The organism is Microcoleus sp. Pol11C3, from assembly GCF_036701485.1.
Taxonomy (GTDB): domain Bacteria; phylum Cyanobacteriota; class Cyanobacteriia; order Cyanobacteriales; family Microcoleaceae; genus Microcoleus.
Window position 1 is genome coordinate 1 of record NZ_JAUBQW010000032.1, and the last position, 18286, is coordinate 18286.

The 18286-nt window shown below is 46.6% G+C and carries 15 protein-coding genes; all 15 read left to right on the top strand.

The features are described 5' to 3' along the window. Positions 1–805: 805 nt before the first annotated feature. The 15 genes from QUA40_RS10180 (at position 806) to QUA40_RS10235 (ending at position 18278) form a co-directional block, all read left to right on the top strand. The gene (locus QUA40_RS10180) at positions 806–4522 is read left to right on the top strand and encodes a response regulator (protein WP_333124805.1); all 3717 of its coding nucleotides are present in this window, start codon (positions 806–808) and stop codon (positions 4520–4522) included. Further along, on the top strand, positions 4515–4889 hold the full coding sequence (locus QUA40_RS10185) for a response regulator (protein WP_015177895.1): 375 nt from the start codon (positions 4515–4517) through the stop codon (positions 4887–4889). Before QUA40_RS10180 ends, QUA40_RS10185 begins: the two co-directional genes overlap by 8 nt. Continuing rightward, complete coding sequence (locus QUA40_RS10190; RefSeq protein WP_333124808.1) at positions 4886–5944, top strand: adenylate/guanylate cyclase domain-containing protein; 1059 nt, start codon at positions 4886–4888, stop codon at positions 5942–5944. The genes QUA40_RS10185 and QUA40_RS10190 overlap by 4 nt, the downstream gene beginning before the upstream one ends. A gap of 76 nt (positions 5945–6020) precedes the next feature. Next, positions 6021–6539 (top strand): Ycf51 family protein, encoded by a 519-nt coding sequence (locus QUA40_RS10195; RefSeq protein WP_333124810.1) that lies wholly within the window; start codon positions 6021–6023, stop codon positions 6537–6539. A 170-nt stretch (positions 6540–6709) separates the two neighbouring features. Beyond that, the gene (locus QUA40_RS10200) at positions 6710–8056 is read left to right on the top strand and encodes an ATP-binding protein (RefSeq protein ID WP_333124812.1); all 1347 of its coding nucleotides are present in this window, start codon (positions 6710–6712) and stop codon (positions 8054–8056) included. Then, complete coding sequence (locus tag QUA40_RS10205; protein WP_333124815.1) at positions 8037–10247, top strand: tetratricopeptide repeat protein; 2211 nt, start codon at positions 8037–8039, stop codon at positions 10245–10247. Before QUA40_RS10200 ends, QUA40_RS10205 begins: the two co-directional genes overlap by 20 nt. Beyond that, a complete protein-coding gene (locus QUA40_RS28985) occupies positions 10193–10339 on the top strand; it encodes a TPR end-of-group domain-containing protein (RefSeq protein WP_445301140.1) in 147 nt (48 codons plus the stop codon). The genes QUA40_RS10205 and QUA40_RS28985 overlap by 55 nt, the downstream gene beginning before the upstream one ends. 141 nt (positions 10340–10480) lie before the next feature. Continuing rightward, entirely contained in the window at positions 10481–10882 is a 402-nt protein-coding gene (locus tag QUA40_RS10210; RefSeq protein ID WP_333124818.1) for a type II toxin-antitoxin system prevent-host-death family antitoxin, read from the top strand. Then, on the top strand, positions 10869–11210 hold the full coding sequence (locus tag QUA40_RS10215; RefSeq protein WP_333124821.1) for a type II toxin-antitoxin system PemK/MazF family toxin: 342 nt from the start codon (positions 10869–10871) through the stop codon (positions 11208–11210). Before QUA40_RS10210 ends, QUA40_RS10215 begins: the two co-directional genes overlap by 14 nt. A 372-nt stretch (positions 11211–11582) precedes the next feature. Continuing rightward, the gene (locus QUA40_RS10220; protein ID WP_333124823.1) at positions 11583–12785 is read left to right on the top strand and encodes a tetratricopeptide repeat protein; all 1203 of its coding nucleotides are present in this window, start codon (positions 11583–11585) and stop codon (positions 12783–12785) included. 79 nt (positions 12786–12864) lie between these two features. Next, positions 12865–14388 (top strand): carboxypeptidase M32, encoded by a 1524-nt coding sequence (locus tag QUA40_RS10225; protein WP_333124826.1) that lies wholly within the window; start codon positions 12865–12867, stop codon positions 14386–14388. A 129-nt stretch (positions 14389–14517) separates the two neighbouring features. Further along, complete coding sequence (locus QUA40_RS28990; RefSeq protein ID WP_445301141.1) at positions 14518–14835, top strand: hypothetical protein; 318 nt, start codon at positions 14518–14520, stop codon at positions 14833–14835. Beyond that, positions 14836–15000, top strand: coding sequence for a hypothetical protein (locus tag QUA40_RS28995; protein WP_445301142.1), 165 nt, complete (start codon positions 14836–14838; stop codon positions 14998–15000). Beyond that, a complete protein-coding gene (locus QUA40_RS10230) occupies positions 15001–16941 on the top strand; it encodes a sucrose synthase (RefSeq protein ID WP_445301143.1) in 1941 nt (646 codons plus the stop codon). Positions 16942–17567: 626 nt separating this feature from the next. After that, on the top strand, positions 17568–18278 hold the full coding sequence (locus QUA40_RS10235) for a peptidoglycan-binding protein (protein WP_333124829.1): 711 nt from the start codon (positions 17568–17570) through the stop codon (positions 18276–18278). The last annotated feature ends 8 nt before the right edge of the window (positions 18279–18286 follow it).

Consider the following 18286-nt stretch of genomic DNA (forward strand, 5'->3'; position numbering starts at 1 on the left):
TTATCTTTAGTTGAGTTTGAATATATCGGTCGCTCCTATTCATAGTTTGCGATCGATTATTCAGCAAGCCCTAATTAAGAATGTCCTAACCGTCGGGCGCAGTTTCTATAATTGATCACCTTACTAAACTAATTTTTATTAATTGTTTTGTGAAAAACAGGTATAATATGATATTAGGCTATGTTAGCATAATTAAGTTTGCAGTAAGTAAGAAAGTCCTGATATAGTTTCCGCTGGCATCCGAATAATTTTCAGAGTGCAGTGTGAGCGTCCTGATCGCACGCTTGGTATCATTCCGATATAACCGAGTTTGATATCGCTCCAAAAACTTGGTTTCTTCACCTAAGTCGGGCCGTCAAAAAAGCGAGTTTTGGCAGAAACCTGGTTTTAGAGCGTAACTTAACTTGATAAGATACCATTTTTGAGTGTGCGACCGACATTCAGAACCTCGGTTTGTTGATCCTCGAAAAAATTTTGATAATATTATAGCAACAGTCCATAGGGTAATGACGTTCTTAATTGCTAAAACGCTCGCTTTTATAGCTTCTACCTTCTTCCTTCTTTTTACCCTGAGCGACTTGCCCGATCCCGAAGCCGATGGGAGCCAAAGAGCCTTCAATATCTGCTATAAATATAATTAGCGCAGTTTGAAAGGTTTTGGAGAGCAGAGATGCTCGATCGGCTTTTCCATAAAACCTATGAGAAAGTTCGATCCCGTACCTTTCCACTAACTGTAGAGCGGCGTATATATACTATTAATTAAAAAGATATACTGTAGAAAGTTGCCTACAAAGCGCCAGAAAATATGCACCCCCACCTCCAGCGCCAACTCGAACAGCTCGGTTTAGCTAGGGAGTCCCCCCCTCCCAATGCTGAGCAGTGGCAGCTTTTATTAGAGCAGGTAAGTTGTAGCTATGAGGAATCTCGGAGCGAGCAGGAACCGCTGCGGCAGGCTTGTTTGATATCCAAGTCCGTGGCGCTACAGGATTTGATATCCTCGCCCCAGTCGGCTCAAGACACTCCAGTAGCTTCAGAAATCGATCGACTGCGAGCCATTATCAACAGTTTGGGGGCGGGATTGTGTATCCTTGACGCGGACGGGTTGGTCATCTGGGTGAATCCAGAGGCCGAACGCTTGCTGGGGTGGCGAGAGTCGGAACTTAGAGGCGTTTCCCTGGTACATCGCATCGCCAGTCAGCAAAGTCAAAGCAAGAAATCCCAAGTTTTGAGGGCTCCGAAACAGTTCCAAAGCAAGAGTGAAGATGCAGCGATCGCGCCTACACTAGGTTTACAAGAGGCGATCGCCTCCGGTCAACCTTACAGCAATTGGGACGACGAGTTTCTGTGCCGCGACGGCAAGATTTTACCAGTTTCCTATTTTTTCAATCCCGCAGTTGAGGGCGGCGAAATATCAGTCTTGGTGTTTTTTGACATTAGAGAACACAAGCAATCCCTCTCGATGCTGCAAGCCGTTCTAGAATCTACAGATGCTGGAATTATAGCGGTTGACAGAAACGGCAATATATGCAATTATAATCAGAAATTTGTCGAGATGTGGGATTTGTCCCCCAGCAAAGGAAAGTTGAGCCGATCGACCTTCGGCACTGTCAAAAAAACAATCGAAACAGGATTACCCTTCGCTAGGGAACAATTAAAAGACCCCCAAGGATTTCTCCAAAACGTGATAAAAGTGTCGGCAGATCCAGAGATTCAAATCAGCGAATTATTAGAATTTAAAGACGGAAAAATTATCGAATTAAATTCGTTTCCCTCAAAAAAAGTGGGAGGGAACAGAGTTTGCAGAGTCTGGAGCTTTCGAGACGTTACCGAGCGCGAAAAAATAGAACAATCCTTAAAGTATCGAGTAGAATTCGCTCAGTTGATTGCCAGTTGGTCAACCCATTTCATCAGCCAGCCCTTATCAGAAATAGACAAAAGCATCGCTCAAACCCTGGAAGCGTTCGGCACCTTCACCGGCTTTAACCGGAGTTACATCTACCTGTTATCAGAAGACAAAACCCGCGCCGACAAAACCTACGAGTGGTGCGGCGAAAGCATTCCGGCAGTCAAAGACAGCACCGACAAACAAATAGACATCGCACAAATCCCTTGGATCGTAGAAAAGCTCGATCGCGCCCAATGCCTCTATATTCCCGAAATGGGCGAACTCCCGCCCCCAGTAAAAGCCGAAATAGCCTATTTTCTCGGTCAAAATTTAGCCGAATTCCAGACAGACTCCCCATCCCAAACAGTCAATCAAACAGGAACCGCCTTAATACCTTCGATGGGCGCTTCCCTAAATAATGTAGAATTGAAAAAACAGCTAAAAAATATTAAATCGCTGATAATTCTTCCCCTAATTATTAGTAAAAAGCTAGTAGGATTTCTCGGATTCGATGGCTTAAAGCAAACAGCAGGTCTAGCAACCGAAATATCCACACAGCTAAAAATAGTAGGAGAAATGCTCGCCAATGTCCTAGAGCGCAAGCGAGCAGAAATTGCCTTGCTGCAAGAGAAATCAAGCTACCGCAGCATCTTTGAAAACGCAGTCGAAGGCATATTCCAGACAACGCCGACCGGGCGTTACCTCCGCGCCAATCGCGCACTAGCCGAGATTTACGGCTACGAATCCTGTGCCCAAATGCTAGCCGAACTCACAGATATCAACCGCCAATTTTACGTTGACCCCAATCGGCGCGCCGAGTTTATGGCCCAATTGGGCGCAGTCCGCCAAGTGTCAAAATTTGAATCCCAAATATACCGCCGAGATGGTAGCACGATCTGGATTTCCGAAAACGCCCGCAGCATCTGCGACGAAAACGGCAGCGTTTTGTACTACGAAGGCACAGTCCAAGACATCACCGATCGCAAACAAGCAGAATCCGCCATGCAGTTGGCCCTAGAAGCAGCAGAATCAGCCAACCGGGCAAAAAGCACATTTCTCGCCAACATGAGCCACGAACTTCGCACACCCCTCAACGCCATCATCGGCTACAGCGAAATGCTTCAAGAAGAAGCCGAAGAATTGGGTAGTTGCGAATCCGTCCCCGACCTCGAAAAAATCCGCAGCGCCGGCAAACACCTGCTGTCCCTGATTGACGACATCCTAGATATTTCTAAAATTGAAGCAGGCCGAATGGATCTCTACTTAGAAACCTTCGACATCCATACCTTAATTGAAAGTGCTGTTGCCACGGCCAGGCCGCTGGTCGAGAAAAACGGTAATACCCTAGAAGTGTACTGTCCAGACAACCTCGACACCATGCACGCCGACATGACCAAAGTTCGGCAAGTGCTGCTTAACTTGCTCAGCAACGCTGCCAAGTTCACACAAAACGGGACAATTGCGATCGGAGTGGAAAGAATTAAAAATGAACAATTAAAAATGAAAAATCAAGAGGAATTTTCCCAAATTTTAATTTCCAACTCCGAATTTTTAAGTTTCCGCGTCGCCGACACCGGCATCGGCATGACACAAGACCAATTGCAGCGAGTTTTCCAACCTTTCACCCAAGCTGATGCCTCGACTACCCGCGAGTACGGTGGCACCGGTTTGGGACTGGCAATCAGCCAGCGCTTCTGTCAGATGATGGGCGGTAGCATTGAGGTCAGCAGCAGCTTAGGCGGCGGCAGCACTTTCACCCTGCTCTTGCCCAGCGCCATCAAACAGCCGGAAATCCCCAACAAAGTCCGCGACAGCACTAGCCCTCCAGACGCCCCCGCTATCGGCACTGTGCTGGTAGTGGACGATGACCCGATCTCGCGGGATTTAATCCAGCGCGCCCTAAGTCGCCAAGGACTGCATATAGAAGTCGCCGGCGGTGGCGAGCAAGCCCTCAGACTCGCTAAAAAACTGCGGCCAGACGCGATTACCCTCGACGTGATTATGCCCGGAATGGACGGCTGGGCGGTACTCTCCGCCCTGAAGGCAGATCCTGACCTTGCCTCCATTCCCGTAATCCTGCTATCCTTTGTGGGCAACAAAAGCCTCGGCTTTGCATTGGGCGCTTCGGAGTACCTCACCAAACCAGTGGACGGCAAACGGCTGGCTGCTTTGTTGAACAAGTACCGACGCGACCAAGACGGCGTTGCAAGTAACAATTTGACCTGTCAGATTCTAATTGTGGAAGACGACGTTGCCACGCGCGAAATACTGCGATGCGTACTAGAAACACAAGGCTGGGCAGTAACGGAAGCTGACAGCGGACGCGCTGCTCTCGATCGGCTAAAAGTTGCTCGCCCGCACCTGATATTACTGGATTTGATGTTGCCAGAAATGGATGGTTTTGAGTTGATCAGCGAAATTCGCAAATCCCATTCGGGAGATCCTATACCGATTGTTGTGATCACGGGGAAAAACTTGACACCGGCCGAAAGCCAGCAACTAAACGGCTACGTCGAGGGGGTGCTACAAAAGGGAGTCTACAGTTGCGATACTTTGTTGCGCGATGTTCGCTCTATAGTCAATGACAGGTTCGATCGCAGGTACGACTCGAAAGGCAAGGAGAACACCAATGGCTAAAATCCTGTTGGTCGAAGATAACGAAATGAACAGAGATATGCTTTCCAGGCGTCTGGCCCGCAAGGGACACGAGGTCTTTATTGCTGTTGACGGTGCTGAGGGAGTGTCGATGGCGCTCGCGAAAGTACCAGATTTGATTCTGATGGATATGAGTCTGCCGGTTCTCGACGGGTGGCAAGCAACGCAGCAAATTAAGGCTGCTCCTGAAACTAGCAGGATTCCAGTGATTGCCCTGACGGCTCACGCAATGGCGGGCGATCGTGAAAAGTGTCTTGCCGCCGGCTGCAATGACTACGACACTAAACCGGTCGAGTTTCCCCGACTTTTGGGTAAAATTGAAACGCTTCTGAAAGAGGCCCTGACATGAAAGGTGACGAGGGCAGCGTGCTGGTTGTTGACGACAATGAGGTAAACCGCGATTTGCTGGCCCGCCGACTTCAGCGTCAAGGCCATGTGGTGACTGTTGCTGAAGATGGCCTCCAAGCTCTGGAAATGTTGCGAAGAGATCCTTTTGATTTGGTTCTCCTAGACATTATGATGCCGCAAATGAACGGCTATCAAGTGCTGGAAAATCTGAAGGCGGACGAGAAGTTGCGCCATATCCCGGTGATTATGATTTCGGCGGTAGACGATATCGATAGTATCGTCCGGTGTATTGAGTTGGGGGCGGAGGATTATCTTTCTAAACCATTCAATCCGGTATTGCTCAAGGCTCGGATTAGCGCTTGTCTGGAAAAGAAGCGCCTGCGGGATAAGGAGCAAGCGTATTTACAGGAGTTGGCCCTGGAAAAGGAAAAGTCCGAGCGTTTGCTGTTAAATATTTTACCGAAGGCGATCGCGCAGCGCCTGAAACACGGGGAAATTACGATCGCAGACAGTTTCGCTGAGGTAACAGTGATGTTTGCCGATTTGGTCGGTTTTACTCAGCTTTCGGCTCATTTATCGCCGGCCCAATTGGTGGAGTTGCTCAACGAGATTTTTTCGGCTTTTGACGAGTTGGCCGAGCGCTATGGACTTGAGAAAATTAAGACGATCGGCGATGCTTATATGGTGGTTGGCGGTTTGCCGACGCCCAGCGACGACCACGCCGAGTCGATCGCCGAAATGGCGTTGGAAATTCAAGCAGCAATGACTAAGATTCGTACCAAGGGAGGTCAGCCGCTCAGCATTCGCATCGGCATCCACACAGGCCCGGTAGAAGCTGGGGTAATCGGTACTAAAAAATTTACTTACGATTTGTGGGGAGATACGGTAAATACAGCTTCCCGGATGGAATCTCAAGGCGTCTCCGGCAGCATTCAGGTGACAGTTGCTACCTACGAGCGCCTGCGGGGTAAGTACGTTTTTGAGGAGCGAGGCGTGATTCCGGTGAAGGGGAAAGGCGATATGATGACTTATCTGCTTGTGGCCCGAAACCCTTAATTAATCATTGGGCATTGGGCATCGGGTATCGGTAACTAATATCAACAGTTAACACTCAACAGTCAACAGTCAACAAATGAACGTAAATTCTAATCTTTTAATGTACGCCCAATGGGCGGGAATTCTGACAGGAGCCTTGGCTATTCTAACAGTTATAGCATTTATCTTCAAATGGGGTTTTCGCTTCCGATTGGTAGGAGTGACAAGCTTTATGGCAGTAATTGCTGCGAGTATATTCGGTCTCGGTTTGGGACTGTTTTCGCGCACAGAAATTCCCGGTGCAGTTCGCTATTCTTTAGTTTACGATACAGGCGGCGCTCAAACAGTAGTTACTGTGCCACCTACGATCACCGAATCAGAATTAGAAGCAACGATGCGACAAGTAGCAGCAGATTTGTACTCTCCAGGGCGCTCTGGACGCGGAAGAGACTACATGACAATCCGGGTTCGTACAGTTGTACATCCTGAACCTGGGCTGTCGCAGCCGCTGTTTTTGGGCGAGGTGAGGCGATCGCTCGCGACTCGTTATGATGACAAAATGGCGATCGAAATCTTCCCCGAAAAAGTTGCTATTCTGAAAAAATATCAAGCTTAAAAATAGGGTGCAGCAGCATTCTTAGAACTTACGCAGGGGAGAGCAGAAACCGGGTTTTTTACCGAATTTGCGCGTTACAACGAAGTATTTTTGTAAAAAACCCGGTTTCTTTGGTCGTAGTGCGTAAGCGCTGAAAAAATAATTTAAAATTATAAAAATAATATCAAATTATGACTCAAGAGTCAGAAAAATTACTAACAAACCTTTACAACGCTTTTGACCCATTCTATCCTTTACCAGCAGGAGATCCGCAGTATGTTGACTGTCGAGAAGTGCGAGGAGATGGCGATATTATCGAAGATTTGGGCAGAAAGATTAAGCTATCGCAGCGAATGACTTGTCAGTTGTATGCTGGACATCGCGGTGCGGGAAAGTCAACAGAATTGCTGCGACTTCAGGAATATTTGCAAAATCAAGGCTGCTTTGTAGTCTATTTCGCGGCTGACGAACAAGATATTAATCCCGAAGATACTGAATATACTGATATTTTGCTAGCTTGCACCAGACATTTGTTAGAAGAACTCAGAAATGCCAACTCTAAACCTTTACGCGATTGGATGCGAGATAGGTGGGAAGATTTGAAAGATTTAGCCCTAACCGAAGTGTCTTTTGAAACGTTAAGCTTAGAGTCGCAAATTGCTCAGTTTGCCAAACTGACGGCGAATGTCAGAACCGTACCGAGTCTGCGCCAAAAAATTCGAGATAAAATTAATCCCCACACAACGACGCTGATTGATGCGCTGAATGAGTTTATTGGCGATGCTAAAAAAAACTTGCCGGATAAATCTTCGCAACTCGCAGTAATTGCCGATAATTTAGACCGAATTGTGCCGTTTTCCCAAGACGGGAAACGCAGCAATCTCGACGAAATCTTTTTAGACCGCACTGAACAACTCAAAGCTTTAGATTGTCATGTCATTTACACCATACCGATTTCTATGGTGTATTCTAACCGCGCTACTGAGTTAATCAATAATTATAACGACCCGCAAGTGTTGCCGATGATTATGGTGCAGAATCCTGACGGCAGCACCAACGAAGCGGGACTTGCTAAAATCAAAGAGTTGATTGAAAAGCGGGTAAAACAAGTCAATCCGAATCAATCTTTAGAAACAGGATTGTTTGACAGTGGAGAAACTATAGAACGCCTGTGTTTGATGAGTGGCGGTCACGTCAGAAATTTGCTGTTGATGATGCAAGAAGCAATAACTCGCACCGAGGATTTGCCAATTACTGCAAAAGCAGCGCAAAGGGCAATTACTCAAGCGCGGGATGTCTACCGCAGAACTCCTGAAGAAGGCGAATGGCAAATTTTAGCGAAAGTATCCCAAACTCAGCGCATACTGAACGATGAACAGCACCGCAATTTATTGTTTAGCCGCTGTATTTTGGAATACCGATACTATGATGAAGAAGGAGAAATGCAGCCTTGGTATGATGTTCATCCGCTGATTAAAGGAATTAAGCAATTTAAAGATTGTCTTGTACAACTTAGCCATGACAGTAGAAATAATTGATTGGGATGCCGATTTACCAGAAGCAGAACCAGAGGAAGAATATCAAACTCTGGTACGCACTCTCAAACGGACAAATGGTTTCCGGTTGTTGTTTGTTGAGTGTTCGCCTGCGGAAGGTGAACGCTTGATTGCGAAAGTTCAAGCAGATGTGCCGCAGAAAAAGATTGATGTGTTGCCGCTGGATGAGTCGGTTTATAATTTTTATAAGATAATTGAAGATTTGCCAAAGCGAGATGAAATTAATATCCTGTTTGTGAAAGGCTTAGAATATTCACTTTATGAATATGAGAAAGAAAAAAAAGAGATCGGATGGGAAAGCCAGGATATTTATTCTTATAGTTGGCGGGGTGTGCCGCCTGTTTTAATTAATTTAAACCAGCAGCGGGAAAGGTTTAGAGATGATTTTAAGATTTGTTTTGTGTTTATTTTGCCTCGTTTTGCAGTTAATTATTTGATCCAGCGGGCCCCGGATTTTTTTGATTGGCGATCGAGTTTATTTAAGTTGCCGATGGATAAAGAACTGCTGCAACTAGAATCAAGGCAGGCTTGTTCCGAAAGAGGGAAGCGAGAAGATTATCTAGCTTTGACTTTCCAAGAAAGAAAACGGGAATTGGTGAGGATTCAATCTTTAATTGATGAGGATGGGCAAACACCCGAACAACAAGCAGAATTGTTTTATGAACAAGGTTTATTATATGGCTATGCTGAAGAATATACAAAGGCGATAGCCTCCTTCGACAAAGCCTTAGAATTCAAACCAGATTATGACGAAGCCTGGTACTATCGCGGCATTGCACTGGCTAATTTAGAAAGATGGGAAGAAGCGATAGCCTCCTATGACAAAGCCTTAGAATTCAAACCAGATTATCACGTAACCTGGAACAATCGTGGCAAAGCACTGGGTAATTTAGGAAGATGGGAAGAAGCGATAGCCTCCTTCGACAAAGCCTTAGAAATCAAACCAGATTATGACGAAGCCTGGTACTATCGTGGCATTGCACTGGATGATTTAGGAAGATTAGAAGAAGCGATCACCTCCTATGACAAAGCCTTAGAAATCAAACCAAATTCATACCAAGCCTGGTATAATCGGGCCAATACACTGGATGATTTAGGAAGATTGAAAGAAGCGATCGCTTCCTATGACAAAGCCTTAGAAATTAAACCAGATTCATACAAAGCCTCGTTCAATAGAGGCAAAAGCCTGGGTAATTTAGGACGATGGGAAGAAGCAATCGCCTCCTACGACAAAGCCTTAGAAATCAAACCAGATTTACAGGAAGCCTGGAACAATCGGGGCTGTGAACTGTGTAATTTAGGAAGATGGGAAGAAGCGATAGCCTCCTTGGACAAAGTTTTAGAATTCAACCCCGATGATGACTTTGCTTGGGAAAATCGGGCCATTGCACTGAATAATTTAGGAAGATGGGAAGAAGCGATAGCCTCCTACGACAAAGCCTTAGAAATCAAACCAGATGATGACGCAGCCTGGCACCAGCGGGGCATTGCACTAGGTAATCTAGGAAGATGGGAAGAAGCGATCGCCTCCTTCGACAAAGCCTTAGAAATCAAACCAGATTTACACGAAGACTGGTTTAATCGGGGCAGGACACTGGATAAGTTAGGAAAATTGGAAGAAGCGATCGCCTCCTACGACAAAGCCTTAGAAATCAAACCAGATTTACACGAAGGCTGGTTCAATCGGGGCCATACACTAGATAGGTTAGGAAAATTGGAAGAAGCGATCGCCTCCTACGACAAAGCTTTAGAAATCAAACCAGATTTACAACAGCTTGTCTGGTACATTCGGGGCCATGCACTATGTAATGTAGGCTTATTAGAAGAAGCCATCGCCTCCTACGACAAAGCCTTAGAAACCAAACCCGATTTACACGTTTTCTGGTACCTTCGGGGCCATGCACTATGTAATTTAGGCTTATTAGAAGAAGCCATCGCCTCTTATGACAAAGCCTTAGAAATTAAACCAGGCGATCACTTTGCCTGGTTATTTTATTTAGATTTATTAGAAGAAGCCATCGCCTCTTATGACAAAGCCTTAGAAATCAAACCAGGCGATCCCTTGGCCTGCTACAGTATTAGACATCTGCCTTTTATAATAAAGCTTGCTGTTATGCGTTGCATAGTCAAATTGACCAAGCCATTCAGAAGTGGCAGCAAGCCATCAATGTGAATCCTGACAAATACCGAGACATGGCAAAAACTAACTCGGATTTTGATAGCCTGCGATCGCATACTCGGTTTCAAGCCTTGATTCAAGAATAGGGAGTTGCGGCGGGGCGGGTTTATGAGATTGTCGATTTTAGGCAATTATTGTTGGTAAAACCCGCCGCTATAGCATCAAAAACACTTTTCAACGAAGCTAAGGCACACGATATAATAGGATAATTAATAGCGAGGTAAAAGATGACTCAACTAAATGTTAATCTAACCAATGACAGATTTACCGAACTCATCGCCCATGTCGAGGATACTGGAGAACGAATTGTCATAGAACAGGAAGGAAGAGCGATCGCTGCTATCATTACTTATGCAGACCGGAAGCGACTGGAGGCCCTAGAAGCTGCCCTAATTAACAAAGCAAAACTAGAAGAATATGAATGGCTAAAAGCTGCAATCCGCAATCCCGCTTTTGATTCTCTGAGAGACTCAGCGGAAGATATCTACACTTTAGCTGATGGCTTTCCATTCCACGACCCTGAATGGATTAAAACAGTAGCGATCGAGCCTCATTTTGGTTCGATCCTAGACCCCGAAGAAGACATTTATACCATAGCTGACGGTAAACCATTCCATGACGAAGGGTAAGATTTTCCTAGTACCGTTTCCCTATGATGATTTATCGGCAAACAAACTGCGTCCAGCAGCTTGTTTGACTAACCCTTTGGGAGCGCGGCGTCATGTTATTCTTGCTTATATTACAAGTCGCTTGCCAACAAATCTACTGGAAACAGATATCGTATTAGATGCTTCTCCTCTCGACTTTCAGGCTTCAGGGCTGCGGGTGCCATCTACTATCAGGCTGGATCAACTGGTAACTGTTTCTACAGTGGTTGTTCAGCGCGAGTTGGGTGAATTGTCATCAGATACACAGGCTCAAATTGCTGAAAAGCTCTGCAATTTGCTAAGTCAGTGATCGCCGATAGGTGAAAATTATATCAGGATTTACGCAACTTTTAAAGTTTTACACTACCCGTAGTAACAAGGGCCGCAATGCACTACAAATAGGATTGATGTGTAAGTCCTGTTAGATATTGAATGAGGTTTGTCACACCTCAGTGCGATCGCCCATTCCTCTTTTCTACGCAGTCAGCTTAAAAAAATAGTATTAATCTATACCTACAAATCCAAGCTCTAGAATTATCATGAAAAAAATTGAAAAAGTCCCCAAATTCCTGTAAAATTGCCATAAATAACCAAATAGTCGCGATCGAAAGCACTCACAGGCGAAAAAGATCGCATATAAAAAAGAAAAAAATCAATTAAACAGAAAATGAGGTGAAACCCCTTGCAAAAATTAGCCAGTATAGAAAAGCCGATCGACTCAGGGGAAAAATCCATAGCAGTCAACACCCAAAAGGCTCAAACATTGTACGAACGCGGCAACGCCCTAGAAGCAATGGGGCGCTTCCAAGCTGCGATCGAATCTTGGGAAGAAGCGATCGAACTTGAACCAAAATTTTATGAAGCCTGGTACAACCAAGGCGTAGCCCTCAAAAAACTGGGCCAGCTAGAAGAAGCGATCGCAGCCTACAACAAATCCCTACAAATCAAACCAAACAATCCCGAAGCGTGGTATAATCGCGCCAACGTTTTGCGGAAGGTCAACAGACTCTCAGAAGCGATCGCATCCTACGAAAAGGCGATCGAACTCAATCCCAGCTACCCCGAAGCTTGGACGAACCGCGGCAACACCCTCGTCAGCTTAGAACAATTATCAGAAGCGATCGACTCCTACGACAAAGCCATAGCCATCAAACCAGACTACTGCGAAGCTTGGTACAACAAAGCATTTGCCCTGAGAAAATCCGACCAAAATACAGCGGCGATCGCCTCCTTCGATAAGGCGCTGGAACTAAGACCAGACTTGCATCAAGCCTGGTACAACCGTGGGTTAGCCCTAACGGATGAAAAACTCTACCCGGAAGCCGTCGCCTCTTTCGACAAAACCCTGCAACTGCGACCGAATTCCCCCGAAGCCTGGAACAAACGCGGCACGGCGATCGCACAAATGGGAGAATTTGAAGCAGCGATCGCATCCTGGGACAAAGCCCTCGCACTCAAGCCAGACAACAGCGAAACCTGGTACAACCGCGGCTTAGCCTTGGTCAACTTAAAACGCTTTGAAGAAGCAGTCGCCTCTTGGGACAAAACCCTAGAGTTGCAGCCAGAAAACATCGAAGCTTGGTACAACCGCGCCGTCGCCCTCAAAAAAATCCAACGATTTACCGAAGCCATCGCCTCCTACGATAAAATCATCGCACTCAACCCCAACGATCCAAACCTCTACTATCAAAAAGCTTGCGTTTACGCCCTGGAAAAAGAAGCGGGCGAGCTCACAAACAGCCAGGAAATTGTAACTACCAGTATCCGGCTGGCGATCGAAAACTTGTCCAAGGCGATCGAACTCAATCCGCATAAATACCGGAAATTGTGCAAAAATGACTCTAAATTGCGTACAATACGGGAAGAAGTGCGGTTTTTAGCTTGATTTCAGGGTAGCAATGATTGATGGATACGGATGCCGCACCGCAACCTTTGTAGGCAAAACAGCACCATAAACCCCCATCATGCAAACCCTAGACAAGACTCAAGCAAAATTCGCTCAACTGGCAGCCCACCTCAGAGAAGTTAACGACATCGAATCAGCCTCGTCGCTGCTGCATTGGGATCAATCAACCTATATGCCCGCCAAAGGTGCAAGTGCTAGAAGCCGCCAGTTAGCGACTCTCAAACAAATATCCCACGAAAAATTTACCGACCCCAAAATTGGTGAACTCCTAGAAGACTTGCGTTTCTACGAACAAACCCTCCCCTACGACTCCACCGCAGCCAGCCTGATCCGCATAGCCCGCAGAGACTACGATCACGCCGCCAGAGTCCCCGCAACCTTCATGTCAGCACTCTGCCGCCACCAAGCCGACTGCTACGAAGCTTGGGCTGCGGCTAGGGCAGCCAACAATTTCGCAGCCGTCGAGCCGTATCTCGAAAAAACCCTAGAATTAAGCAGGCAGTACGCCGAGTTTTTCCCCGGATACGAACATATCGCCGATCCTTTGATCGATCGTAGCGACTACGGCATGAAAGTATCCCTGCTGCGCCCGCTTTTGGCCAAACTGCGTCAAGAATTAGTGCCGATAGTCGAAGCCATCACCTCCCAACCTCCCGCCGACGACTCCTGCTTGCACCAAAACTTCCCCGAATTGCAACAACTAGAATTCACCCGCAAAGTCGTAGAACGCATGGGGTACGACTTCCAGCGGGGACGCCAAGACACCACCCTGCACCCGTTCATGACCAACTTCTCCATAGACGACGTGCGTATCACCACCCGCGTCTACGAAGACCACCTGGATCAAGCACTCTTCAGCAGCATCCACGAAGCCGGACACGCCCTCTACGAACTCGGAAATTCCCCGGAATTTGAGGGCACGCTGCTTGCAGGCGGCATTTCCTCGGGCCTGCACGAAAGTCAGTCGCGACTTTGGGAAAATTTGGTCGGGCGCAGCCGCGGTTTTTGGGAATGTTTCTACCCACAACTCCAAGGCGTATTTTTGCGACAGTTGGGACACGTATCCACTGACGCATTTTACCGGGCAATTAACAAAGTCTCGCGATCGCTCATCCGCACCGACGCCGACGAAGTAACCTACAACCTCCACGTCGCCATCCGCTTCGACCTAGAATTGGCAATGCTAGAGGGAAAATTAGCAGTGCGAGACCTCCCCGAAGCCTGGAACGAACGCTATCAAAACGACCTGGGAGTTGTCCCCACCACCGACAGCGAAGGCGCCATGCAAGATGTTCACTGGTATGTTGGTACGATCGGCGGAATGTTCCAAGGTTACACCCTCGGCAACTTGATGAGCGCCCAATTCTACGAAACAGCAGTAAAAATCAATCCTGAAATTCCCGTAGAAATAGAACAGGGCAACTTTACCGTACTCCACGACTGGCTAAAACAAAATATCTACCAGCACGGCCGCAAATACACCGCCGTCGAATTGATCGATCGCGTTACAGGTTCACCTTTAACTATCGATCCCTTTATCCGTTACATTCGCCACAAATACGGGGAGTTTTATGTCATTTGAGGGAAAGCAACTTCACTTTGCCGACTTTAAAATTACACAAAAAGTAGCCGCTTAAAAGAAAGGGCGATACTGTTTGAGTATCGCCTAATTTCACAGCGGAAATCAAAAGTCTTAAATAAGGGAGTATGTATGTCGGAACTCTTTCAGGCTGTGTTGGCCAGTGACGAAAAAACCGACTTGCGTCAGTTTGTCAGCGATTTACGCGCTGTGGGAAACAAATATTTACTACGAAACGATATAGTTAACGCTTTTGCCGCCTACTGCACCAAATACGAAAAGCCCGAAGAGTTCCATCAATCTTCTCTTTTAAGCAAACTGATTTACTACGTTCAGGAAATTATTCTCGAAGATGGCAGTCTTTGCGTTCTGCAGCAGCCAAAAATTGCTAGTATCGAAATAGTGCGAGTTGCAGATGACTTGACTGTTGAGCAGATGACAGTGCAATAATTGCTCGACGTGCGCGATCGCTTCGTCAACCACTTTCACCCGCAAGAAGGCGACATTCTCGAACTAGATTTCGGCCCTTTTTACGATTATTCCCCCACAATTCGCGGCGACCCAAAAAACATCGGCAAAGGAGTGCAATTTCTCAACCGATACCTGTCCAGCTAACTGTTTCAACACCCCAGACAATCACAGGAAACTCTATTTAATTTCTTGGGCATTCACCGCTGCAACGGCGTACAATTACTAATTAACGATCGCATAAAATCCCAAGAACAACTTTCAGAACAAGTCAAAAAAGCTCTCACCTTTGTCAGCGAACTTTCTGAAGAAGAACCCTACGAAAGATTTCGATTAGTTCTGCAAATGATGGGTTTGGAGGCTGGTTGGGGAAATACCGCAGCCCGAGTGTATGAAACCCTAGGACTTCTGGACGAATTAATCGATGCCCCCGATCCGCAAACCCTAGAAGCATTTATTTCTCGCATCCCGATGATTTTCAAAATCGTCCTAGTTTCTCCTCACGGCTGGTTCGGCCAAGAAGGAGTTTTGGGACGGCCGGATACGGGAGGTCAGGTAGTTTATGTCCTTGATCAAGCCAAGAGTTTAGAGAAACAACTACAAGAAGACATTCATCTGGCAGGTCTCGATAGTTTAGGAGTCAAACCTAAAGTAATTATTCTCACCCGGTTAATTCCTAACAGCGACGGTACGCGCTGCAACGAACGTTTGGAAAAAGTTCACGGCACAGAAAATGCTTGGATTTTGCGGGTTCCCTTCCGGGAGTTCAATCCCAAACTGACTCAAAATTGGATTTCTAGATTCGAGATTTGGCCTTATTTGGAAACTTACGCGATCGATGCAGAAAAAGAATTGCTGGCTGAGTTTCAGGGCAAGCCAGATTTAATTGTCGGCAACTATTCCGACGGCAACTTGGTAGGGTTTTTGCTATCTCGCAAACTCAAAACTACTCAATGCAATATTGCCCATGCGCTGGAAAAATCTAAATATTGGTTCAGCAATCTCTACTGGCAAGAATCAGAGGAAAAGTACCATTTTTTGCTGCAATTTACGGCAGATATAATTGCCATGAATGCAGCTAATTGTATTGTCACTAGCACCTATCAAGAGATTGTCGGTCAACCCGATAGTGTCGGTCAGTACGAATCTTACAAGTGTTTTACCATGCCGGATTTGTACCACGTTGTGAACGGGATTGAACTGTTCAGCCCTAAATTCAACGTCGTGCCGCCGGGAGTTAACGAAAGTGTGTACTTTCCCTACACGCGGATCGAAGACCGGGTGCAAGGCGATCGCGATCGGCTCAACGAATTACTATTTACTCTAGAAGACCCCGAACAAGTCTTTGGCAAACTCGACGACCCGCAAAAGCGCCCTTTATTTTCGATCGCCCGGCTCGATCGCATTAAAAACCTGACAGGCTTAGCAGAATTGTTTGGCAAAAGCCAGGAATTACAAGAAAAATGCAACTTAATTCTAGTAGCTGGCAAGTTGCGGGTCGAAGAAACCGAAGATTACGAAGAAGCAGAAGAAATTAAAAAGCTCTACGCAATTATCGACCAATACAACCTTCACGGTAAAATTCGCTGGTTAGGAGTGAGGCTTTCCAAAAGCCTGTCTGGCGAAATCTACCGGGTAATCGCCGACAGCCAAGGTATATTTGTTCAGCCAGCCTTATTGGAAGCTTTCGGCTTGACCATTCTCGAAGCAATGATTACCGGTATTCCCACTTTTGGGACGCAGTTTGGCGGTCCGCTGGAAATCATTCAAGATGGCGTAAATGGGTTTTATATCAACCCGACTAACCACCAGGAGACTGCCCAAAAAATTATCGATTTTTTATCGAAATGCGAACACAATCCCAACTATTGGTATGAAATTTTAACGCGAGGAATTGACCGAGTTTACAGCACGTATACCTGGAAAATCCACACTACCAAGCTGCTGACGCTGGCCCGAACTTACGGTTTCTGGAACTACTCGTCCAAGGAAAACCGCGAAGATATGCTCCGCTACATAGAATCGCTGTTTTATCTGATTTACAAGCCGAAAGCGATGGCTTTATTGGCAGAACACGCGAACCGATAACTGCCGAGTTTTGCTTTTTATATCAAATCCGTTGGTATCGGAATTATTCATGTCTCTCTTCCCTTTCTCTGTATCCTCTGCGTCAAGAGGGGTTTAATAATTCCGATACTACCGAAATTGATATTACGGGGGGATTAAAGGAAAAAACTTCGCCCTTCATATATCAACTTTGTACAAAATCCGCCTGTAAAGATTTGTGAATGACGGCAGGTTTTGTACCATAAGACTGAGGCTAAAAGACGTGGTTTATACGAGAATATAAGGTTTAGTAACAGAACATCTCAAAATCAACCGGGTTTATTAGGAATAGTGCGAGCCGGCCCCTACTTCTAACAGGTAACTTCCAACTCGTAACTTCTGAGTGCTGGTGTCCCCATTGCCGAAGTTCTAGAGACCGGGGCAGATATAGCAACCGCGCCAGACGGTTAGAACTTTCTTAATGGCCCAAACCAATGCGGTCTATTACCCCTTCTCTCGGACTTCTTGTTACCCGATCGCCAAGTGAAATGGCCTTGTTCATTCTTCCTTTTGCTATATGTTTCAGAAAGCAGTCCGGGTAATACAATTAGATTTAGAAACATGAAAACAGCGAAACCTTGTCAAACCTCACTAACAGGATGAAATTTATGCGTGTGACTACTGTTACGATTTTCAGCTTGATCGCTCTGCTCGCTCCCGGCTTAACCCGAAAGGCCACTGCTGCTTTCGACTCCGAACCCTTGGTGCAGGAACAGTACCGCAGAGACTTTACGGCTCCCGCCGATCCGGGTGCGTCAGCATCGCCCGAGGGAAATTCCCAAAAAGATATGTTTAACAAGCCTTTTTACGCCGGCGAGCAGGCGCCAGTGAAAAAGGAAAAAACTATCTCGGCGGGAGCTGACGGTCCAGAAGTTGCAGCCATACAGCAGCGGTTGCAGGTGCACAGTTTCAAGGTGGGGACGATCGACGGTTCCTATGGATCTCGCACTACATCGGCTGTGAGTGCCTTTCAGCAGTCTAAGGGTTTGAAGGCCGACGGCATTGTAAACAAAGAAACTTGGACAGCTTTAGCAGCAGATCCGGCGCCTGCTCCTGAATCTGTGCAGAGCAATGCTCCAATTCTGAGCGATGCTGCTGTTCCCGGCAATCCTCCAACTCTTCTAAATAAAGGCGCTGTCGGTTCCAAGGTGAAGACGCTACAGGTGCGTTTGGAAATACAGGGTTACGATCCCGGCCGGATCGACGGCATTTTTGGCGCTCGCACTGCTTCGGCTGTCAAGAACTTTCAGCAGTCTAAGGGTTTGACGGCTAACGGCATGGTGGACGAAACAACCTGGAAAGCGCTCGGCCAAAAGTAAGTGACAAG